Source organism: Flavobacterium sp. HTF (assembly GCF_003105115.1).
In the GTDB taxonomy this organism is placed as follows: Bacteria; Bacteroidota; Bacteroidia; order Flavobacteriales; family Flavobacteriaceae; genus Flavobacterium.
The window spans coordinates 58612-80368 of the sequence record NZ_QETH01000002.1; the positions used below are offsets into that span (position 1 = coordinate 58612).

A 21757-nucleotide genomic window follows, 5' to 3' on the forward strand; every position below is an offset into this window, starting at 1 on the left:
ACAAACCAAAAAACCATCTGTTATGAATTCATTTTACCAGGAAATAGCCAAAAAGCATCAGAGCTTATTAATACTCCCGCAAAAAAAAGATATCCATCAGTTTATTGAGGATTTGTTCTCTGTATTATTCTCGAATACCTCAAAATCTTTTGGACACTTACCTATTATCGAACACAAGTTTGAAGTATTAGAAAAGGAGTTTAATGAAATTGTAAGGAATTATACGTCAGATAAGAACAACAGTACTGAGCAGTCGAAAACATTCTTTGAATCGCTGCCCGTTTTGTACAAAAAAATATTAAATGATGCGGAAACGATTTTTGCAAAAGATCCGGCTGCCAAATCGATAGAAGAAGTACTATACGCCTACCCCGGATTTTTTGCAATTGCTATTTATCGTTTTTCGAATCAGTTGTGGCAACAGGAACTGAAGCTTCTGGCAAGGACTTTTTCAGAATATGCACACATCAAAACCAGCATAGAAATTCACCCGGGGGCGCAAATCGGAAATGACTTTGCCATAGACCACGGAACCGGAATTGTAATTGGTGAAACGACAATAATTGGTAATAATGTACAGATTTATCAGGGCGTGACGCTTGGGGCTTTGAGTGTCAAAAAAGAAGAAGCTTTTATAAAAAGACATCCTACTATTGAAGACAACGTAATTATTTATGCCAACAGCACTATTCTTGGCGGACAAACTACTGTAGGCAGGGATTCTATTATTGGCGGAAATGTCTGGCTTACTTATTCGGTGCCTTCCAATTCGGTTGTTTATCATAAAAACGAAATGAAGATTAAGGACAATAATCCTTTTCCGGAACCAATTTTTTATTCTATTTAAATATCCAAATCATGAAATACCAAAACATTTTAGAAACGATTGGAAACACGCCTCACGTCAGATTAAATAAGCTTTTTAAGTCACATGAGGTTTGGATTAAATTAGAAAAAACAAATCCGGGTTCGAGCATCAAAGACCGGATTGCCCTGGCCATGATTGAAGATGCCGAGGAAAAAGGCCTGATTAATAAAGAAACGATTATCATAGAACCCACTTCGGGAAATACCGGAATCGGACTTGCCTTAGTTGCTGCCGTAAAAGGGTACAAAGTAATTGTGGTAATCCCCGAATCGATGAGTATTGAACGCAGAAAGATCCTGAACGCCTACGGAGCCGAATTCGTTTTGACACCCAGGGAAAAAGGAACTTCGGGTGCGGTTGAAAAAGCACAGGAATTGGCTTCCATTACCAAAAATTCTTTTATTCCGTCGCAATTTACCAATAAAGCCAATGTTGCCATTCATGAAAAAACAACGGCTCTGGAAATTCTGGCCGATTTTCCGGACGGAATCGATTATTTGATTTCAGGAGTTGGAACCGGAGGGCATATCACCGGTGTTTCTAAGATTTTGAAACAGCATTTTCCAAACCTTAAGACTTTTGCCGTTGAGCCTGCCCTGTCACCGGTTTTAAGCGGCGGTTTGCCTTCACCCCATCCTTTTCAGGGAATTGGAGCAGGTTTTATTCCCGAAGTTTTTAATCGTGAATACATAGACGACATTATAACTGTTGAAAAAAATGAATCTTATAATTACGCAAAAAGGATAACTAAGGAAGAAGGAATATTTTCAGGTATTTCAACAGGGGCAGCACTGGCAGCTATTGCCAAAAGGGCAAAAGACATACCCGAAAATGCCGTTATCCTAACTTTTAACTATGACACAGGTGAACGATATTTATCTGTAGATGAGTTATTTGAATAATATTTATAAATAACTTTAATGAATCAAAAATAAATTATAAACCAACTAAAAAACCTAAAAAAAAATGGCAGAATCAAAACCACAACAGACCGCATTAGGCGATGTTGCAGCAAGACAACTCGCAATTGCAACCCGTACTGTTCCCCAAATCGGAACTGTTACTCCAAGATGGCTAACACATTTATTACACTGGACACCGGTAGAATCGGGTGTCTTTCGTTTAAACAAAGTAAAAAACGCCAATCACATCGAAGTAGATTGTTCTGCTCGTGATGAAAGGGTTTTACCAAATACTTTTGTTGATTATATCGAAAATCCGAGAGAATACAATCTTGCTGCTGTTCAGACTATTGTAGATGTTCACACCCGTGTTTCTGACTTATACAGCAAACCGTACAACCAAATTTCTGAACAGCTGCGTCTGGCTATAGAAACCATAAAAGAGCGTCAGGAAAGCGAATTAATCAACAATAAAGATTACGGTTTGTTAAGCAATGTTGCGCCTTCACAAATCATTAAAACACGCACCGGAGCACCAACTCCTGATGATTTGGATGAATTGCTTACCAAAGTCTGGAAAGAACCGGGTTTCTTTTTGCTGCATCCTTTAGCAATTGCAGCTTTTGGCCGCGAATGCACACGTCGTGGTGTTCCGCCTCCAACAATTTCACTATTCGGATCACAGTTTTTGACCTGGAGAGGAATTCCGCTTATTCCATCAGATAAATTGCCAATCAAAAACGGAAAATCTAAAATCATTTTGTTGCGTACAGGCGAAAGCCGTCAGGGCGTAATCGGATTAATTCAGCCAGGATTACAAGGCGAACAGTCTCCCGGATTATCAGTTCGTTTTATGGGAATTAACGAAAAAGCAATTGCCTCTTATCTGGTTTCACTTTACTGTTCTTTAGCTATTTTAGTAGATGATGCTATAGCGGTTTTAGAAGATGTAGAAATAGGAAAGTATCATGAGTATAAATACTAACACAAACGGTTTACCAAACATAGACGATTTGCAAAATTTAGCGAACGAGTTGTTTAGTGCCTTACCTAATGAGTTTCCAAAGGAAATTTCACTGAGTCCGGACAAAAACGAACATCCTCGTGCGACCAAAATTGCAGAAACGCTTTTGAGTGCCGGAAATTTAGATTCCGTGACTTCATTTTCCGATCAAAATCCGGTACAGGTATTGTCCGTTCCACAATCTTCATTTAGTGGTTTTGGAGTTTCTCCGACTATCACTAATTACGGAAATACCGGAGCATCATCGGCTTTATATCCAAATGCCGGTGCAGGGTTTGATCCACAAAATGAAAAATCTTCATTTGGGGTTCCTAAAGACGATACTTTCAATATCAATAATCCTCATTCGGGTTTTTATGATGTGAATTTAAAAAACAGCGGTTCACCACAGCTTAACGAAGAATCCTTGTTTTCATCGTTGCTTTTGAATAATCAGTATCTGCCTTTTCAAACCGAAAATTCTTCTTTTGAAACTGAGCTAAAACTGGCTTTGGAAACTGTTGATACTTTTTTTAAGAAACGTACTGATTTCCCGTCAGGCGGAAGTGATCTTCAAAATTCGTATTATTTTTTAGAACAAAATCCATTTGCTTTTGATCAGAAAAACACGAATGCCATCGTAGGGAATTCGTTTGGTTCTAAAGAAATTTTTGGCGGTACAGGGGTTCCTTTTAATCCGGAATTAGTCAAAAAAGATTTTCCGATTTTAAGGGAAACCGTAAACGGAAAACCTTTAGTCTGGTTTGATAATGCGGCAACGACACAAAAACCACAATCGGTTATTGACAGAATTGCGTATTTCTATGAGCATGAGAATTCTAACATTCACCGCGCCGCACATGAACTGGCCGCAAGGGCATCTGATGCTTACGAAGCGGCCCGTGAAAAAGTAAAAACATTTCTGAATGCCAAATCGGTAAACGAAATTGTTTTTGTCCGCGGTGCTACAGAAGGAATCAATCTCGTGGCACAAAGCTGGGGAGAGAACAATTTAGTTGCTGGTGATGAAATCATTGTCAGTAATCTCGAGCACCATGCGAACATTGTTCCGTGGAAAAGACTAGCGGATAGAAAAGGCTTAAAACTTCGTGTAATTCCGGTTGATGATGATGGGCAAATCCTTTTAGACGAATATGTAAAACTGCTAAATTCCAAGACACGTTTGGTTGCTTTTACACAAGTTTCAAATGCTCTTGGAACAGTTACTCCTGCTAAAAAAATAGTAGAACTGGCACATGCAGCCGGAGCAAAAGTTCTTATTGACGGAGCACAATCTGTCTCGCACATGAAAGTAGATGTCCAGCATTTAAACCCGGACTGGCTTGTTTTTTCGGGACATAAATTGTTTGGCCCAACGGGAATCGGGGCTTTATATGGCAAGGAAGATTTATTAAATGAAATGGAGCCTTATCAATCTGGGGGAAATATGATTCAGGATGTGACTTTTGAGGAAATCAAATACCACAAAGCACCAAATCGTTTTGAAGCCGGAACCGGAAACATTGCTGATGCAATTGGACTCGGAGCTGCGATCGACTATGTAACAAAACTAGGAATTGAAGCGATTGGACAATACGAACACTATTTGTTGGACTATGCTACGAATTTGCTAAAAGAAATTCCGGGCGTACGTTTAATCGGAACTGCCAAAGACAAGGCGAGCGTTTTATCTTTTACTTTGCAGGGTTACACCAACGATCAGGTGGGTCAGGCTTTGAACAGAGAAGGTGTTGCGGTTAGAACCGGGCATCATTGTGCGCAGCCAATTTTACGTCGAATGGGAGTTGAAACCACTGTTCGCCCTTCACTGGCATTTTACAACACTACACAAGACGTTGATACCTTCATCAAAACATTGTGGGAACTGAAAAAAGTCAGGTTATAAAATAAAAATGAGTCAGTGCTTAAAAAACACTGACTCAAAGAAATAGTTACTTTTTTTGATATTTTAAGTAATTATAACCAGAAGGTGTTCGCCGCGGCGAACGCCTTTTTTATTTGATTAAAGTTACGCAGAAATAATTAATTTCTGAATTCGTTCAAAGATTTCTCGATAATTTCAAGACATTCCTGAATTTGTTCTTCAGTGATTACCAAAGGCGGTGCCAGTCTGATTTTATTTCCGTGTGTTGGTTTTGCCAATAATCCGTTATCCCTGAATTTTAAACAGATTTCCCAGGCCAGATCAGAATCTTCATCACTGTTTATTACAATGGCATTCAATAAACCTTTTCCGCGAACCAGCGTAATCAGGTTGTTGCGTTCAGCGATTTCGTTTAACCCTTTTCTTAAAATTATTCCAAGACGTTCCGCATTTTCGGCTAATTTTTCGTCTTTCACCACTTCAAGAGCGGCAATTGCAACAGCTGCTGCAACAGGATTTCCACCAAAAGTAGATCCGTGTTGTCCAGGTCTGATTACATTCATAATTTCATTATTGGCTAAAACTGCAGAAACCGGGTAAACTCCACCAGAAACAGCTTTACCAAGAATTAAAATATCCGGTTGTACATTTTCGTGATGCACAGCCAGTAATTTCCCGGTACGGGCAATTCCGGTTTGCACTTCGTCAGCAATAAACAAAACATTGTGTTTTTCACAAAGTGCTTTTGCTTTAGCCAAATATCCTTCAGAAGGCACATAAACCCCTGCTTCACCCTGAATTGGTTCTACAAGAAAACCTGCAATATTTTTAGATGATTCTAAAGCTTTTTCAAGTGCTTCGAGATTATCATACTCAATTTTTATAAATCCGTCTGTAAAAGGTCCAAAGTTTTTACGGGCACTTTCATCATTCGAGAAAGAAATAATGGTTGTTGTTCTTCCATGAAAATTATTTTCACAAACAATAATCTGTGCCATGTCTTCATGAATTCCTTTTACTTCATAAGCCCATTTTCTACATAGTTTAAGAGCAGTCTCAACCGCTTCTGCACCGGTATTCATTGGCAATACTTTATCAAAACCAAAATAATTGGTAATGTATTCTTCGTAATTACCCAATTTATCATTGTAAAAAGCGCGTGATGTCAAACTAAGTGTTTGTGCCTGACTGATCATGGCTCCAACAATTTTAGGATGGCAATGCCCCTGGTTTACCGCAGAATAAGCAGATAAAAAGTCATAATATTTTTTACCATCTACGTCCCAAACGTACACACCTTCTCCTTTTTCTAAAACTACCGGAAGCGGATGATAATTATGAGCTCCGTATTTATTTTCTTTTTCAATCAAAACTTCTGATTTTGATGAAAGAATTTCCTGCTTATGTCCCATGCTATTTGTTTTTTATTGAAACAAAAATATAAAATTTATTTATTTATCATTAAAAAATAATTATTTTTAACTTCAAATAGAAACTAAAAAATTAAAATCACTTTTATACAAGTAAAAATAAGTCATTTTAAATTTAAGCAATAATCAGGGCTACATTAGAGTTATTTCTATCTTTACAAAATCACACCAAAAAAAGTTGCATGGATATTTTAGATGAATTTGATATAAAAATCATAAAAGAGTTAGAAAAAGACGGAAGAATTGCCTATTCGACAATCGCAACTAATTTAAAAATTTCAAATACAATGGTGCATCAGCGTATCAGCCGTTTATTTGAACAGGGGATTATTACCGGAATTAAACCCATATTAAACGAAAAACAAATCGGCTACGACTGGGCTTCCTTTACCGGAATTACATTAAATAAAGATTCTGATTCAGACAGGATTATAGAGGCCTTAAAAGAGATTCCTGAAATTACGGAATGCTATTTTGTAACCGGTTCTTTTACCTTGTATCTAAAGATTACGGCAAAAAATCACGAACATATGCGTAAAATATTATATGAAAAAATAGATAATATTCCGGGTATCGCCAAAACTGATTCAATGGTAGAGCTCGGATGTGCTTTTAAACGCAATGTCAGCTTATAATCCTCTTATTTCTAAATAATTGACAAATAAAATTATCATATTCACAAACCTCGGAAGAAATAGCTTTCGAGGTTTTTTTGTAACAATATATTTCTGATATTTGTTTTAAAATTGTAAAATCATGAAAAATTCAGCCCTCCTTATCTTTGCTACTATACTGTTTTCTAACGCTATAAATGCACAATTAAAAACTGTAAAATATGCTGATGGAAATCAGGCATTAAACGGTTTGTTTATAAAATCTGCCAAAAAAAGCAGCAATAATCCCGGTATTTTACTTTTACCGGCCTGGCTCGGAATCGACAATGCCTCAAAAGGAATTGCCGAAGAATTATCAAAATTAGGCTATCACGTTTTTATTGCTGATATCTATGGCGAAGGCAACTATCCAAAAAATCCTGCTGAAGCCGGAAAACAAGCCGGATATTATAAAACGAATTATGCAGAATATCAGAAGAGAATCAATGCTGCTTTGCAGGAATTAATCAAATCGGGTGCAAATGCAGATAACATCGTAGCCATCGGATATTGCTTTGGAGGAACCGGAGTTCTTGAAGCTGCACGCGGGCACTTAAACCTAAAAGGCGTTGCTTCTTTTCACGGAGGTTTGGGCAGAGATGCTGCAAGAACAGTTGAGCCTATTACCACGAAAGTTTTGGTATGTCATGGAGCCGACGATCCGTTTGTATCAAAAGAAGAAATAACCGCTTTTCAACAGGAAATGCGCGATTCCAAAGCAGACTGGCAAATGATTTATTATGCTAATGCTGTACATTCCTTTACCAATCCGGAATCAGGAAGCGATAATTCTAAAGGGGCAGCTTACAATCCTGTTGCAGCAAAAAGATCATTTGAACATTTACAGCTTTTCCTGAATGAAGTTTTAAAGAAATAAAACCCAATATTAAACTACCCAAAACCAAATCAGTTAATTACCAATGTCACATAACAAAATTAGAGAAGATAAAACCTGTCTGAACTGCAGGCATGTTGTCGAACAAAAATTCTGTCCAAATTGCGGTCAGGAAAACAGTGATTCCAGAAAAACATTCCATCATTTATTTATTCATTTTTTTGAAGATTTAACGCACTATGAAAATGCTTTCTGGAAAACCATAAAGAATTTACTTTTTAAGCCTTCCACTTTAACCAAAGAATATCTCTCCGGAAAGAGGCTGTCTTATTTAGCACCTGTTCGTTTATATATCTTCATCAGTTTTATCACTTTTTTCCTGATTGCCATATTTCCAAGCAAAGTCGGAGAAGGCATTGACAAAAGCGAAAAAGCACTTGCAAAAGAAATCGCAAAGACAAAAAAAGAAGCGCATGTGGAGTCTGAAAGAAAGTATTTTAAATTAAAGACAATGAAGGAAATAGACTCCATTCAGAAATACGGAAAGGAAAATGACAAACTTTCTGATTTTCAGTATTGGGCTTATGAAAAGGTGGTACACGTTACGGAACACAATACACAAAGAGAAATTATTGAAAAGTTTATTGAATCTTTTTTTCATAACATTCCAAAAATCCTCTTTATAATTATGCCTTTTTTCGCGTTCTTTTTATGGATTTTTCATAGTAAAAAGAAGTGGTATTATTTTGATCACGGAATTTTTACGCTGCATTATTTTTCATTTCTGCTGCTAATTTTCCTAATCTTGTTTATTGTAAACAAAATAGCCGGTCTATTTGGATCAGATAATCCATTAACATACCTGGCAGATATTATTACCTTTGTCGGAACGCTCTGGATGTGTTATTATTTTTATCCTGCCCATCACCGTTTTTATGGCGAACCAAGAATTGTCTCATTTGTTAAAAGTGTAACATTATTCATTATAAACTCGTTTTTTATTTTATTTTTACTAACTTTTTATGTTTTCTACATATTTATCAATTTACACTAAACTCAAAATGAGAAAATTTTTAATCTTATTATTAATTGCTTCCGCATTTTCATGTGAAAGTACACACTCTGTTGTATCTGGAGATAACTCAGATCCAACAAAATACATAAAAGTTATTACTGAAAAAGACCTGAAAACAATGTTATATATTGTAGCTTCCGATGAAATGGAAGGTCGCGAAACCGGTTCGAAAGGACAGAAAAAAGCGGGTCTTTACATGATTGAGCAATACAAAAAAAATGGTGTTTCGTTTCCTAAAGGAGCAAAAGATTATTATCAGCCGGTTCCGGCAGCGTTTTTAAATGCAAAACGTAACGAAAACCTTCCTGATTCTGAAAATATCTGGGCGTATATTGAAGGTTCTGAAAAACCGAATGAAATACTGGTAATTTCTGCTCATTATGATCACGTTGGAATCAAAAACGGAGATATTTACAATGGTGCCGATGATGATGGTTCAGGTACTGTAGCGGTTATCGAAATGGCTAAAGCATTCGCTAAAGCGAAAAAGGACGGCCACGGACCAAAACGTTCTATTTTGTTCCTGCATGTTACGGGTGAAGAACACGGTTTGCACGGTTCTCGCTATTACTCTGAAAATCCGTTATTTCCAATTGCAAATACAATTGCTGATATCAATATTGATATGATTGGCCGTCGTGATGTAGAGCACGCAAAAACAAATAATTATGTATATGTAATTGGTGCAGACAGATTATCATCAGACCTGCATAATGCGGTTGTTTCCCAAAACGAAAAATATACTAAAGTAGATTTAGACTTTAAATTTAATGATCCAAAAGATCCAAATCATTTTTATGAGCGTTCTGATCACTACAACTTTGCAAAACATGGTATTCCTGCTGTCTTCTTCTTCAACGGAGTTCATGAAGATTACCACGGTAAAGGCGACGAACCTCAAAAAATTGAATACGACGCTTTAACAAAAAGAACACAGTTAGCTTTTGTCGTGGCCTGGGATTTGGCAAACAGACCTGAGAGACCGGTAGTTGATAAGAAGTAAGTTCCTGAGGTTCTAAGGTGCTGAGGTTCTAAGGTTTTTAGCCTGTTAGATAAAAACAAAAAAGGGATGAGTTTAAAACTCATCCCTTTTTTATATTGTAGATTTTCAGAAGCAAACCTTAGTACCTTAGTACCTCAGCCCCTTAGAACCTTTAATTAGTCATTCATAGAAATCAAAAACTCTTCGTTGTTTTTGGTTTTCTTGAAACGGTCGTTTACGAAATCCATTGATTCTACCGGGTTCATATCTGAAAGATATTTACGCATGATCCACATTCTCTGAAGCGTTTTTTCGTCTAATAACAAGTCATCACGACGTGTACTTGATGAAGTAAGATCAATTGCAGGGAAAATACGTTTATTTGCGATTTTACGGTCTAATTGAAGTTCCATGTTACCTGTACCTTTAAATTCCTCAAAGATAACCTCATCCATTTTAGAACCTGTTTCAGTCAATGCCGTTGCGATGATACTTAACGAACCACCGTTTTCAACATTTCTTGCAGCTCCAAAGAAACGTTTTGGTTTTTGAAGCGCATTGGCATCAACACCTCCACTTAAAACTTTTCCGGATGCCGGCTGTACGGTATTATAAGCTCTTGCCAAACGTGTAATCGAATCTAATAAAATTACAACATCATGTCCGCATTCTACTAAACGTTTTGCTTTTTCAAGAACGATATTGGCAATTTTTACGTGTTCTTGTGGTTCTCTGTCAAAAGTAGAAGCGATAACTTCTCCACGAACACTACGCTGCATATCTGTAACCTCCTCAGGACGTTCGTCGATCAAAAGTACAATTAGATAAACTTCAGGATGATTGGCTGCGATTGCATTGGCAATGTCTTTTAGCAACATTGTTTTACCGGTTTTCGGTTGTGCGACTATCATACCACGCTGACCTTTTCCGATTGGAGAAAATAAATCAATAATACGGGTTGATATAGAACTGCCTTTTTCGGCTAATTTGAATTTTTCTGAAGGAAAAACCGGGGTAAGATGTTCGAAAGAAACTCTGTCTCGAACTACCTGAGGGTCATGTCCGTTAATTTTTAATACACGAACCAGAGGAAAAAATTTCTCGCCTTCTTTTGGAGGACGAACCACACCTTTTACGGTATCTCCTGTTTTTAAACCAAACAATCTGATTTGTGAAGTGGATAAATAAATATCATCCGGTGAGGCTAAATAATTATAATCTGATGAACGTAAGAATCCGTATCCGTCCGGCATCATTTCAAGGACACCTTCACTTTCTATAATTCCGTCAAACTCAAAGTCTGAATCCCTGAAATTATTGCTTTTTTTGTTTTTATGGTTTGGATTCTGGTTGTTGTTATTTGTGTTTCCATTCCCGTTCCCGTTTTGACTCTGATTTTGATTCTGATTCGGGTTTTGATTTGGGTTCTGGTTTTTATTTTGATTAGGATTAATCTTTTTTGCAGCAGTCGTAATTACCGGTTTGTCTTTATTTTGCTCCGAAATAACCGGTTCTGCACTTTCCTCGACAATAGTATCTTTTACTTCTTCTTTTTCCTTTTTTAAGGCCACTTTCTTTTCGTAAGCCGACTTACTAAATTTTACAATTTTAGGCTCTTTCTTGTTTGTTGCGGTATCTTCTGTAACTTCTTTCGTCTGAACTTCAGGAGTTTCGGCATTAACCGGAGCAGCTTCATTGTTTTGTGGAATTTCCTCTACCCTATCAAATTCTAAAACCGGAGCATTTTTTGCATTTGCCGCTTTTTTCACAGGAGCAATTCTCGTTCTCTTTGCCTTATCATCTTTAGCTTCTGACACCACAGCAGTTTTTGGCTCCTCAGCCGTTGAGCTGGCAGCCTGATGTGCTAAAATCTGACTAATCAAAGCCTCTTTTTTAACACCAGTAATCTTTATTGTTTTAGCTAACTTAGCTATTTCTTGAAGCTCAGCAAGCTTCATTTCTTTTAATGCAGAAATATCAAACATGAATGTTCTATGAATTTAATTATTTTAAAGGAAATACTGTAAAAAGAATAGGTAGATATATATTTTCAATTGACCGCAGTATGAAGTGCTTACGGTATTATGATGCAATAATACGAATAAAATTTTATCATACAATAGTATTTATAAAAAAGAAAATATATTTTTGTAAAACAATTTTAGACAATGATACAACGAATTCAGACCATATATTTAATTCTTACCTTTATCATAACCGGGGTTTTGATGTTTTTTGTTCCGCTTTGGACATTAAACACAGGGAAAGCATTCTATTTTATGCAGGACCAGGTTTACACTGTTTTATTGGGGTTAAGTACAATGCTTAGCATTATCAGCATTATTTCATATAAGAAAAGACAAAACCAGTTTGTAATGGGCAGACTGAATATAATATTAAACTTAATTTTATTAGGATTGTTTGTATATCGATCACTAAATCTATCTGGAGAAACAGTTAACGCTGTTTCAGAGAAAGGTATTGGGATGTTTCTACCAATTGTTGCTATCGTGTTATTAGTTTTAGCTAATAAGGCCATCAAAAAGGATGAAGATCTCGTAAAATCTGTGGATCGTTTGAGATAAACCTATAAACTTAATTTATTTGTGTGAAGAAACCCGGAATTTAATCCGGGTTTTTTTGTGTTTAAAAATTAGTATCAAATGTAATCATCACTCAAAAATAGCGTCCAAAGTCTTTATTTGTAAGATATTTTACATAAATTTGAATACCGATTTGACGATGAAAATGACACAAAAAATAAAGATACATCTTGCCGACGACCATCAGGTATTAATTGACGGCCTTACTAATTTATTGCGTACTGTTTCTGATTTTGAAGTAGTTGGAAACTCCTTAGACGGGACAACTATTTATAATGATGTCATAAACAATAAGGCCGATATTTTATTACTGGATATTAGCATGCCCAATAAGGATGGAATAAGTGTATTAAAAGAATTTCATCAAAAAAGCTTTCCCTGCAAAGTGATTATCCTTTCGAGTTATGACGATCTGAAAATCATAAAAGAAGTAATGAAATTGGGCGCAAGAGGCTATCTCACAAAAAAAAGCGCCGGAGAAAACATCATTGAAGCAATCAAAACCGTCAATCTTGGTGAAGAATATTTTGATGATTATGTACGCGAAAAAATCTTTTCAAGCTTCACCCACAATAATCCAAAATTAAACAAGAGTTCCTTTTCTGAAAATCAGATATTAAGTGCGAGAGAACTTGAAATCATTACCTTAATATCTCTTGAATACAGTGGAAAAGAGATTAGTGAGCAGCTTTTTATAAGCCTTAACACTGTTGAAACGCACCGGAAAAATATCATGAAAAAATTAAAAACAAAAAATGTAATTGGTCTTGTAAAATATGCTTTGAAAAATAATTTAATAAAACCATAACTTCAGATGCTTATCCCTAGAATCATAACTGTTTTTATTTTCTTACTGACACTGAACTGCAATGTCATTTTTAGTCAGTCACAAGCTTCGCAAACAGAAACAAAACAGGAAACCACCGAGATAGAGTCAAAAAAAGATGAAATAGCAGATAAAAAAATAGTAAGCCTGCTTATTATCCTTGTAATTATGCTGATGGTTTTGTTCTATTTTTATTATCAGAATAATAAATTAAAGAGAAAGAATAAACAAAAAACAATTCAGCAGAAAATTCAGTTTAACATCATTAATTCGAGCATTGACGGACAGGAAAATGAACGAAAAAAAATAGCATTGTTTTTACATGATAATATTAACTCACTGCTTTCTTCTGTCGGATTACATTTGAATACATTTTCGGCTTTAAACAATATTGAGTCTGATGAAATCAATAAAGCAAAAATCATTTTAGAGGAAGCGCACGATCGTTTACGGGATATGTCGCATGAACTGATCCCTACTCTTTTAGTTCGTTTTGGGTTAATTTATGCATTGGAGGATTTATGTGAAAAAAATTCAAATTCAAATATTGATTTTCAATTTTCCAGCTCAGTACCAACAGATAAAAGATATAATGAGAGATTCGAAATGAAAATTTATTTCATTACATCTGAACTTTTTAGCAACATTATAAAACACAGCAAAGCTACAAAAGCCAGGATTTCCTTAAACGAAAATAAAAATCAGCTAATAATTATCATACATGATAACGGAATAGGGTTTGATGCTGATACACTAAAGGAAACTGAAGGTTTTGGTTTAAACAGGATAAGGGCGCGTATCAAAAAACTTAAAGGAAATTTTAAGATTATTTCCAGAGCAAATGAGAATACAGGCTGTTCGGTACGGATAAAAGTGCCTATTTCTTAAGTTTTACTTTTTCCCGATTTCTATAATTTCTAAATCTTTTATTTTATCATCGTCAATCACAAACCGTAACATGGTTCGCATTTGGTGAAATCCGCTTTTTCCAGCTGCTCCGGGATTCATGTGCAACAGGTTGTTTTTTTTATCAAACATTACCTTCAGAATGTGAGAATGCCCACAGATGAATAATTTTGGCGGATTTAATGCCATTTCTTCCCTGATAGCCGGATTATATTTTCCGGGATAGCCACCAATATGCGTAATCCAAACCGAAACATTTTCGCATAGAAAACGATTGTGCAACGGAAATTCTAATCGTGCTTTTGCATCATCAATATTTCCATAAACGCATCGAAGTGGTTTTAGCTTTTTTATGGTATCTGTGACATGAAGGTCACCTATGTCACCGGCATGCCAGACTTCATCGGCCTGATTGACATATTTTAAAATGGTATCATCGATATGACTGTGAGTATCTGAAAGAAGGAGAATTTTGGTCATTCTTTTTTAAAGGGCAAAGGTTCTTAGATGCAAAGGTACAAAGGTTTTTTTTTAAAGGTGCTAAGGTTCTAAGGTTCTTAGATGCTAAGTTTCTATCCCGAAGTCGGGACTGAGGTTTTTCTGCATATAACGAGTAGTCTATATTCTCACAGAATAAAGATTAAAAAAACTTAGGACCTTAGCATCTTAGAACCTTAGTAGCTTTTTTAAAAACTTTCCAATTGAGCTTAGACGCACTGCAGTGCGTCTCAACGGAAAAATATTGAAAAAAAAACTCAGTCCCGACTTCGGGATAGAATCTAGCAACTAAATCCCAAAATTTCGGGATAGCATCTTCAAAAAAACCTTTGTACCTTTGCTCCTAAAAACCTTTGCTCCTTTACCTTGAGATATTTTATTCAATTTGCATATAACGGAACACATTATCATGGCTGGCAGATTCAGCCGAATGCCTCTTCTGTTCAGGAAACATTAAACAAAGCGCTTTCGGTATTATTGAATTCACCGATCAATATAATGGGTGCGGGACGAACGGATACGGGTGTGCATGCGCAGGAAATGTATGCTCATTTTGATTTTGAAACTCCGATTGATGTTCCGGTTCTGGTTCATAAACTGAATTCTTACTTACCAAAAGATATTGCCATTTTTGATTTGATTTTAGTTCATGACGATGCGCATTGTCGGTTTGATGCCACGAAACGAACTTACGAATACCATATCAATACTGTTAAAAATCCGTTTTTGCAGGAGTTGAGCTGGTATTTTAATCAAAAATTAGACGTAGCTTTGATGAATGAAGCCGCAAAAATCTTACTGAATCATACCGATTTCCAGTGTTTTTCTAAAGTAAATACAGATGTAAATACTTTTGACTGCACGGTTTTTGAGGCGTATTGGAAGAAGGAAGGCAACAAACTTGTTTTTACGATTTCGGCGAATCGTTTTTTGAGAAACATGGTCCGTGCGATTGTAGGCACTTTGATCAATATTGGCCTGCATAAAATTTCGCTTATCGATTTTGAAAATATTATTGCCAGTAAAAGCAGAGAAAAAGCCGGATTTTCGGTTCCGGCACACGGATTATATTTAACCGGTATATCTTATGATTATATCACGAAATAGCCCCGATTGCAGTGAAAGGCTTTTTTGAAAAAAATATAGTTTTTGTGTTTTTATAAAGCGACCAGCGGAAGCTCTTATAAAAACAATACAAAAACATATTTTTGAGAAAAACCTGAAACGAAAAGCGGGAATAGCTCCTAAAAATAAATGAAAGCAAAAGCATTTGACACACGTTTATTCAAACGAATTTTAAAATATACAAAACCTTACAAATGGCGCTATTACGGCGTTATTATCTTCGCCATTTCACTTTCTGTTTTTGCGGCACTTCGCCCCTATTTATTAAAACAAACAGTTGATGGTTATATCAAGACACATGATAAGCAGGGTTTACTGATGTACATTATATTGATGGGCATCGTTCTTCTGATGGAGGTTTTTTCCCAGTTTTACTTTGTGTACTGGGCGAACTGGCTTGGTCAGGACATTGTAAAAGATATCCGTACGAAACTTTTTAAGCATATCCTGAGTTTCAGAATGAAGTATTTTGATCTGGTTCCGGTTGGACAACTCGTCACGAGAGCTGTTTCTGATATTGAATCGATTGCCCGTATTTTTAGCCAGGGGCTATTTATGATTATTAGTGATCTGATGAAAATGCTGGTGGTGCTGGTTTTTATGTTTTACATGAACTGGAAACTGACATGGATTGTAATCGTTGCTATGCCAATTCTGGTGTACATCACGAGAATTTTCCAGCGCAAAATGCAGGTTGCCTTTGAGGAGGTGCGTACGCAGATTGCCAATATGAATTCTTTTGTGCAGGAACGCGTGACGGGAATGAAGATTGTTCAGCTTTTTAACCGTGAGGTAATTGAAGCCGAAAACTTTAAGGAGATCAATAATAAACACAAAGTTGCCTGGATAAAAACGATTTTATACAACTCGATATTTTTCCCAATTGCCGATATTATTTCGTCTATTTCTTTAGGATTGGTTGTGGTCTATGGCGGATTTAGAATTTTGAACTGTGATCATTTTACAACTTTTGGGGATTTGTTCTCTTACACAATGTTTATCGGAATGCTGTTTAACCCGCTGCGTCAGATTGCGGATAAGTTTAACGAGATGCAATTAGGAATGATTGCGGCCAATCGTGTTTTTGATATTATTGATACGCAGGATCATATTCAGGATACCGGAACTCTTGAGGCTCCTGTTTTTGACGGAAGTATAGAATTTAAGGAAGTCCGTTTTAGTTATATTCCCGAAGAAGAAGTTATAAAGGGAATTGATTTGTCTGTGGCTTCCGGACAGACTATAGCAATTGTTGGTTCTACGGGTGCAGGAAAATCTACGATTATTAATTTACTGAACCGTTTTTATGAAATTAACAGCGGGACAATTTATATAGACGGTCATAATATTGAAAATTATACGCTGGCTTCGCTTAGAAAACAAATTGCAGTGGTTTTGCAGGATGTGTTTTTATTTGCCGATACGATATACAATAATATTACTTTGCACAATCCGGAAATTAAACGTGAGCAGGTTTTGGAAGCTGCCAAAAAAATCGGTGTACATGACTTTATTATGAGTTTGCCGGACAATTATGATTTTGATGTAAAAGAACGGGGCGTGATGCTTTCATCGGGTCAGCGCCAACTGATTGCTTTTTTGCGTTCTTATGTGAGTAATCCAAGTATTCTGATTTTGGACGAAGCGACTTCTTCTATTGACACTTATTCTGAAGAACTGATTCAGCGTGCTACCGAAACTATTACCAAAGGAAGAACTTCGATTATTATTGCGCACCGACTGGCAACCATTGTAAACGCAGATAAAATTGTGGTTATGGATAAAGGTTTGATTGTTGAGCAGGGAACACATCAGGAATTGCTGAACAAAACCAATGGTTATTATAAAAACTTGTACGATTCGCAATTTTCGGTTGCCAATTAAAATATATTCTCTTTGAAATTTAAATTAAAAAAAATCACGTCCAGACGAGCCTTTGTCATTTATTTGATCGTCTCTATATTAATCACCGTTTCTTCTGTATTTGTACTTAGTAACCTAATTACGGATCTTACCGAAAAGGCGAATGAGGATATGGCGCAGCGTAATTTTATCAAAAAACAGGAATTTCTTTCTCAGGAATTTTCGAAACTCTTAGAACAGGAAAACAGAATCAAGCATCTTTTAAAGATTAGCAATGCCGGTAATTTATCTTCTAACCTGAAAGTTTTATCTTCGGTACAGACGACTAATGTATTAATTGTAGATAACTGGTTTCAGGTTAATAACGATCAAATTCAATTTGGAACAGATTCAATTTCTACAGAAGTAAAAAAAGACGTTGAAGATTTTATTCTTAAAAACAAAAAAATCAGTCATACAAACGTTATCATTCCACAGGGAAAAGAATGGGTATGGCGAATTTATTTTACACTAACTTCAAAAAATACAGTTGTTCGTTATGGTTATGATGTGAATTTAAAAAAACTTCATGATTATTTTTCGACAAGTGACAAGTCTCCTTCTAATTATGCTTTTATTTTCGATAGAGAAGGAAGATGCGTTTATCATCCGGAATCGGATTTTATTGGTCAGGACATTTATAAAATTTCCTCAATACAGACCTCAGATACTATTTTTAGCAATAACACCGATTATGTAAAAAGAGTAACCATGTCTGAGTTTTTGAAACTGGATGTAATCCGTTTTACAAAAAAGATGGATGTAAAAGGTACTCATTGGTTTGTGTGTGTCAGTTTTCCTAAAATATTTGTGGATGAAAATGTCGATTTAATCCGAAAATATTCGACCTGGATTTATTCGATTACGACTGTAATGTTATTATTGATTTTCTATTTGTTCTCGTATGCCAACCGACGTGCTTACAGAGAGAAGGGAATTGTAATTAAGGAAAAAAACAAATTACTGGTAGAGAACGAAAAAATCATAAAAGAAAAAGCATTGATTCAGCTGCAGCAATTAAAGGAGCAGATCAATCCGCATTTCTTATTTAATTCGCTTAATTCACTTTATATGTTGGTGGGCAGTGATGTAAAAACGGCGCAGAAGTTTACTTTAAATTTGTCCCGTATTTATCGTTACTTAATCGATCCGCCTGAAAAAAACATTGTACCTCTTAAGGACGAATTATTATTTATAGAAAAATATATCTTTTTGCAGCAAACCCGTTTTAAGGAAGAACTTTTCTTTTCTATTAAAATTGAAGATGAAAGCGCCTTGGAAAAATTCCTGCCGTATCTGGCTTTTCAGATTGTGGTCGAAAATGCCATTAAACACAATAAGGCAACAGGTGAAAAACCACTGACTACCAGCATAATCATTAAAAACGATCATGTTGTTATCACCAACAATCTGCAAAAAAAGACGGTTAGCGAACCAAGCACTAAGTTTGGATTAAATTATCTTAACAGCATTTATAAATACTATTCTAAAAGCGATTTTACGGCTACAGAAAAAGAGGATAAATTCGTATGTATTTTGCCTTTAATTGTCATTCACTCCTAAAAAAAAGCCATTCACTCCTTTTGTTTTTTTTTTTGACCGAAAACCATATATTTTCGAACAAAAATTAACCTAAAATTAACAGAAAAATGAAGGAAAAGGCAATCCTGTATAACGTAAAAGTAATAGCTACATTAGTATTAGTTTTATTTTTATTAGGCCCGATTTCTGGTTATTCTCAAAAAAAGAATAAGAAAAAAGAAAATACTACTGAAACAGCAAAAGACACTACTTCTGCTAAAAAAGGAAAAAAATATAATGACCTTGTAAAAAAAGGAACATTAAAAAAAGGGTTGTTCAACATTATTCAGGTTAAAACTGATGTTTATTTTGAAATTCAGGACAGTTTATTCGGCAGAGAGTTTTTAGTCGTAAACAAAATATCACAGGTTCCTTTTGAGGCAAATGAGTACGGACTTAATAAAGGAATGAATTATGAAAATAAAGTAATCAGCTTTTATAAAGATACACTTGCAAAGAAAGTTTGGGTAAAATCTTATTTACCAAAAGTTTCTTCTCCTAAAGATGACGCTATAACGGCTTCTGTAAAAGATAATTTTTCTGAATCTATTATTGAAGTTTTTGATATTGAAACTAAAAATAACGATTCGACTTCGATAGTTATTAAGGCAAATAAGATTTTTGACGGAAAACAAAAGAGTTTTAATGATGTTTTGAGCAACATTGGCTTAGGAAGTTCTATAAAATCGGACTTGTCTTATATAGAAAGTTCAAAAGCATTTCCTAAAAATATTGTGGTAAAATCGCAGTTAACGACTTCTGTTCTCGAAAACGGGATTCCAATACCTGTAACCCTTGGGGTAACAAGTAATATTGTTTTGTTGGATAAAGTTCCTATGAAACCTCGTTTTTCTGATAACCGCATTGGTTATTTTACAGAACAACACTGGTATTTTGCCGATGCGCAACAGGCATTACTTGAAAAAGAACTGATTACCCGTTGGAAACTTGAGCCTAAAAAAGAAGATGAAGAACGATATTTAAAAGGAGAATTGGTTGAACCAAAAAAACCAATTGTATATTATATCGATCCTTCGACTCCAAAACAATGGAGAAAATATATTATCGATGGTGTTCACGACTGGCAGGTTGCTTTTGAGAAAGCCGGTTTTAAAAATGCAATTATTGCCAAAGAGCCAACAGAAGCTGATTTGGATTTTGATATTGACGATGTACGTTATTCAGTTATTACTTATGCTGCTTCGCAAAAAGCAAATGCGATGGGCCCTTCGGTTGTTGACCCAAGAAGTGGTGAAATTATTGAAGCCGATATTATCTGGTGGCATAATGTAATGACGTATCTGCAAAGCTGGATGCGTATTCAGACAGGTGCTATTGACCCAAAAGCAAGAGGAAATACTTTTAGCGATGAACATATGGGTGAGGCAATTCGTTTTGTATCATCTCACGAAGTTGGTCATACTTTTGGTCTAAAACATAATATGGGTTCTTCTTTTGCTTATGATGTTGAGTCTTTGCGTTCTAAGGAATTTACGGCAAAAATGGGCGGAACTGCTCCTTCTATCATGGATTATGCCCGTTACAATTATGTAGCACAACCAGAAGATAGTGTTACTACTATTACTCCAAAAATTGGTGAGTATGATAAATATGCTATCGAATGGGGATACAGATGGTACGGTAACAATGATAACGAGAAATTAAAACTGAATGCCCTGATTGCTTCTCACCAAAATGATCCAATTTATTTTTATGGAGAGCAACAGGACGGAAGTAACTTAATTGATCCGCGTTCTCAGTCTGAAGATTTAGGAAACGATGCCGTAAAAGCAAGTGAATATGGTTTGAAAAATCTGAAACGTGTAGTAAGTAATATTCTGGACTGGACATACGAAAAAGATCAGTCTTATTATGAAACTGCAAAATTATACATCGGGACTATTGGCCAGTGGCAATTATACAACCGTCACGTAATGAATAACATTGGTGGAGTTTACCTGAATGTAACAGTTCACGGTGACAACAAACAAAGCTATATTCCGGTTCCTGCTTTGATGCAAAAAAGAGCTACGGATTATTTGATTAAAAATGTTATTACGATTCCGCAATGGTTATTTTTTAATTCGATTTTGGATAAAACGAATCCGCTTAAAGATACTCCTCTTGGACCATATGAGTATACACCTTATACTTTATCAAGAGAAATGCAATACGATGTTTTGTATAATTTATTAAGCGATGATCGTTTGTTAAGAATGACTGAAAATGAGTTATATCAGCGAAATGAAACCAAAGAGAAAGTATTTACCGTAAATGAATTATTTGGTAAAATACATCAACAGGTTTTTGCTCCAACGATTTTAAATAAATCATTATCGATTCTGGAGCGCATGACACAAAAGAATTATGTAGATGTCCTGATTGTTTCTACTAATAAATTATTTGAAAAAACAGATCCTAAAAAAACTCTTGACATACAACAAACACTGAGCATGCCACATTTATGCAATTATGTACATGAAGAGGTAATGGTAAGAAAAATTAACCAGTCCTTTTTAAAAAGAGTTACAGAAGTAACATCTGATAAAAAAGGAGAGCTTACAAAAGTGCTTCAGTTATTAAAAATAAAAAAGAGTACCGGCGATCAATCGACCCGAAATCATTATAACGATTTAATTCAACGAATCGAAAAAGCATTAAATAACACAACCTTTTAATAAAC

18 protein-coding genes are annotated in these 21757 nt (G+C 35.6%); 15 read left to right on the plus strand and 3 right to left on the minus strand.

All coding sequences use genetic code 11. The features are described from left to right. The first annotated feature begins 22 nt into the window (after positions 1 to 22). The 4 genes from epsC (at position 23) to DCO46_RS01040 (ending at position 4679) form a co-directional block, all read left to right on the plus strand. The gene (gene epsC / locus DCO46_RS01025) at positions 23 to 847 is read left to right on the plus strand and encodes a serine O-acetyltransferase EpsC (protein ID WP_116750738.1); all 825 of its coding nucleotides are present in this window, start codon (positions 23 to 25) and stop codon (positions 845 to 847) included. Between the two features lie 11 nt (positions 848 to 858). Continuing rightward, entirely contained in the window at positions 859 to 1770 is a 912-nt protein-coding gene (gene cysK / locus DCO46_RS01030) for a cysteine synthase A (RefSeq protein WP_116750739.1), read from the plus strand. Positions 1771 to 1834: 64 nt separating this feature from the next. Then, complete coding sequence (locus DCO46_RS01035) at positions 1835 to 2755, plus strand: family 2A encapsulin nanocompartment shell protein (RefSeq protein WP_116750740.1); 921 nt, start codon at positions 1835 to 1837, stop codon at positions 2753 to 2755. Further along, positions 2739 to 4679, plus strand: a complete 1941-nt coding sequence (locus tag DCO46_RS01040; RefSeq protein WP_116750741.1) for a family 2A encapsulin nanocompartment cargo protein cysteine desulfurase — start codon at positions 2739 to 2741, stop codon at positions 4677 to 4679. Before DCO46_RS01035 ends, DCO46_RS01040 begins: the two co-directional genes overlap by 17 nt. 137 nt (positions 4680 to 4816) lie before the next feature. Here DCO46_RS01040 and rocD read toward each other — a convergent pair whose 3' ends face one another. Next, a complete protein-coding gene (rocD, locus tag DCO46_RS01045; RefSeq protein WP_116750742.1) occupies positions 4817 to 6070 on the minus strand; it encodes an ornithine--oxo-acid transaminase in 1254 nt (417 codons plus the stop codon). Between the two features lie 200 nt (positions 6071 to 6270). Here rocD and DCO46_RS01050 point away from each other — a divergent pair, with 200 nt between their 5' ends. From DCO46_RS01050 to DCO46_RS01065, 4 genes are all read left to right on the plus strand, one after another. After that, positions 6271 to 6723 (plus strand): Lrp/AsnC family transcriptional regulator, encoded by a 453-nt coding sequence (locus tag DCO46_RS01050; RefSeq protein WP_116750743.1) that lies wholly within the window; start codon positions 6271 to 6273, stop codon positions 6721 to 6723. 121 nt (positions 6724 to 6844) lie between these two features. Continuing rightward, positions 6845 to 7618, plus strand: coding sequence for a dienelactone hydrolase family protein (locus tag DCO46_RS01055; protein WP_116750744.1), 774 nt, complete (start codon positions 6845 to 6847; stop codon positions 7616 to 7618). Between the two features lie 43 nt (positions 7619 to 7661). Further along, a complete protein-coding gene (locus tag DCO46_RS01060) occupies positions 7662 to 8630 on the plus strand; it encodes a DUF3667 domain-containing protein (protein ID WP_116750745.1) in 969 nt (322 codons plus the stop codon). A 7-nt stretch (positions 8631 to 8637) separates the two neighbouring features. Next, positions 8638 to 9654 (plus strand): M28 family peptidase, encoded by a 1017-nt coding sequence (locus DCO46_RS01065; protein WP_116750820.1) that lies wholly within the window; start codon positions 8638 to 8640, stop codon positions 9652 to 9654. Positions 9655 to 9809: 155 nt separating this feature from the next. Here the strand turns inward: DCO46_RS01065 and rho are convergent, their stop codons facing one another. Beyond that, on the minus strand, positions 9810 to 11618 hold the full coding sequence (gene rho / locus DCO46_RS01070) for a transcription termination factor Rho (RefSeq protein ID WP_116750746.1): 1809 nt from the start codon (positions 11616 to 11618) through the stop codon (positions 9810 to 9812). A 183-nt stretch (positions 11619 to 11801) separates the two neighbouring features. Between rho and DCO46_RS01075 the strand changes: the two genes are divergently transcribed. The 3 genes from DCO46_RS01075 (at position 11802) to DCO46_RS01085 (ending at position 13950) form a co-directional block, all read left to right on the plus strand. Then, positions 11802 to 12218 (plus strand): DUF4293 domain-containing protein, encoded by a 417-nt coding sequence (locus tag DCO46_RS01075; RefSeq protein WP_116750747.1) that lies wholly within the window; start codon positions 11802 to 11804, stop codon positions 12216 to 12218. 163 nt (positions 12219 to 12381) lie between these two features. Continuing rightward, entirely contained in the window at positions 12382 to 13044 is a 663-nt protein-coding gene (locus DCO46_RS01080; RefSeq protein ID WP_116750821.1) for a response regulator, read from the plus strand. 6 nt (positions 13045 to 13050) lie between these two features. Next, positions 13051 to 13950 carry a sensor histidine kinase gene (locus DCO46_RS01085; RefSeq protein ID WP_116750748.1) on the plus strand — a complete coding sequence of 300 codons (900 nt, stop codon included), beginning with the start codon at positions 13051 to 13053 and terminating at the stop codon, positions 13948 to 13950. A 3-nt stretch (positions 13951 to 13953) separates the two neighbouring features. Here DCO46_RS01085 and DCO46_RS01090 read toward each other — a convergent pair whose 3' ends face one another. After that, positions 13954 to 14448, minus strand: a complete 495-nt coding sequence (locus DCO46_RS01090) for a metallophosphoesterase family protein (protein WP_116750749.1) — start codon at positions 14446 to 14448, stop codon at positions 13954 to 13956. A 384-nt stretch (positions 14449 to 14832) separates the two neighbouring features. On the opposite strand from DCO46_RS01090, the gene truA reads away from it, so the two are divergent. The 4 genes from truA to DCO46_RS01110 all read left to right on the plus strand — a co-directional run bounded on the left by truA (position 14833) and on the right by DCO46_RS01110 (position 21752). Next, complete coding sequence (gene truA, locus DCO46_RS01095) at positions 14833 to 15573, plus strand: tRNA pseudouridine(38-40) synthase TruA (RefSeq protein ID WP_116750750.1); 741 nt, start codon at positions 14833 to 14835, stop codon at positions 15571 to 15573. Positions 15574 to 15720: 147 nt separating this feature from the next. Beyond that, a complete protein-coding gene (locus DCO46_RS01100) occupies positions 15721 to 17475 on the plus strand; it encodes an ABC transporter ATP-binding protein (protein ID WP_116750751.1) in 1755 nt (584 codons plus the stop codon). Between the two features lie 12 nt (positions 17476 to 17487). Then, entirely contained in the window at positions 17488 to 19056 is a 1569-nt protein-coding gene (locus DCO46_RS01105; RefSeq protein WP_116750752.1) for a histidine kinase, read from the plus strand. A gap of 86 nt (positions 19057 to 19142) precedes the next feature. Then, positions 19143 to 21752: a zinc-dependent metalloprotease gene (locus DCO46_RS01110; RefSeq protein ID WP_116750753.1), complete on the plus strand. Its 2610-nt coding sequence runs from the start codon at positions 19143 to 19145 to the stop codon at positions 21750 to 21752. The last annotated feature ends 5 nt before the right edge of the window (positions 21753 to 21757 follow it).

What these genes read in the sequence shown, in the direction of transcription:
- epsC (WP_116750738.1), top strand. Translation starts at nt 23, where the DNA reads ATGAATTCATTTTACCAGGAAATAGCCAAAAAGCATCAGAGCTTATTA.
- cysK (WP_116750739.1), top strand. Translation starts at nt 859, where the DNA reads ATGAAATACCAAAACATTTTAGAAACGATTGGAAACACGCCTCACGTC.
- DCO46_RS01035 (WP_116750740.1), top strand. Translation starts at nt 1,835, where the DNA reads ATGGCAGAATCAAAACCACAACAGACCGCATTAGGCGATGTTGCAGCA.
- DCO46_RS01040 (WP_116750741.1), top strand. Translation starts at nt 2,739, where the DNA reads ATGAGTATAAATACTAACACAAACGGTTTACCAAACATAGACGATTTG.
- rocD (WP_116750742.1), bottom strand. Translation starts at nt 6,070, where the DNA reads ATGGGACATAAGCAGGAAATTCTTTCATCAAAATCAGAAGTTTTGATT.
- DCO46_RS01050 (WP_116750743.1), top strand. Translation starts at nt 6,271, where the DNA reads ATGGATATTTTAGATGAATTTGATATAAAAATCATAAAAGAGTTAGAA.
- DCO46_RS01055 (WP_116750744.1), top strand. Translation starts at nt 6,845, where the DNA reads ATGAAAAATTCAGCCCTCCTTATCTTTGCTACTATACTGTTTTCTAAC.
- DCO46_RS01060 (WP_116750745.1), top strand. Translation starts at nt 7,662, where the DNA reads ATGTCACATAACAAAATTAGAGAAGATAAAACCTGTCTGAACTGCAGG.
- DCO46_RS01065 (WP_116750820.1), top strand. Translation starts at nt 8,638, where the DNA reads ATGAGAAAATTTTTAATCTTATTATTAATTGCTTCCGCATTTTCATGT.
- rho (WP_116750746.1), bottom strand. Translation starts at nt 11,618, where the DNA reads ATGTTTGATATTTCTGCATTAAAAGAAATGAAGCTTGCTGAGCTTCAA.
- DCO46_RS01075 (WP_116750747.1), top strand. Translation starts at nt 11,802, where the DNA reads ATGATACAACGAATTCAGACCATATATTTAATTCTTACCTTTATCATA.
- DCO46_RS01080 (WP_116750821.1), top strand. Translation starts at nt 12,382, where the DNA reads ATGACACAAAAAATAAAGATACATCTTGCCGACGACCATCAGGTATTA.
- DCO46_RS01085 (WP_116750748.1), top strand. Translation starts at nt 13,051, where the DNA reads ATGCTTATCCCTAGAATCATAACTGTTTTTATTTTCTTACTGACACTG.
- DCO46_RS01090 (WP_116750749.1), bottom strand. Translation starts at nt 14,448, where the DNA reads ATGACCAAAATTCTCCTTCTTTCAGATACTCACAGTCATATCGATGAT.
- DCO46_RS01100 (WP_116750751.1), top strand. Translation starts at nt 15,721, where the DNA reads ATGAAAGCAAAAGCATTTGACACACGTTTATTCAAACGAATTTTAAAA.
- DCO46_RS01110 (WP_116750753.1), top strand. Translation starts at nt 19,143, where the DNA reads ATGAAGGAAAAGGCAATCCTGTATAACGTAAAAGTAATAGCTACATTA.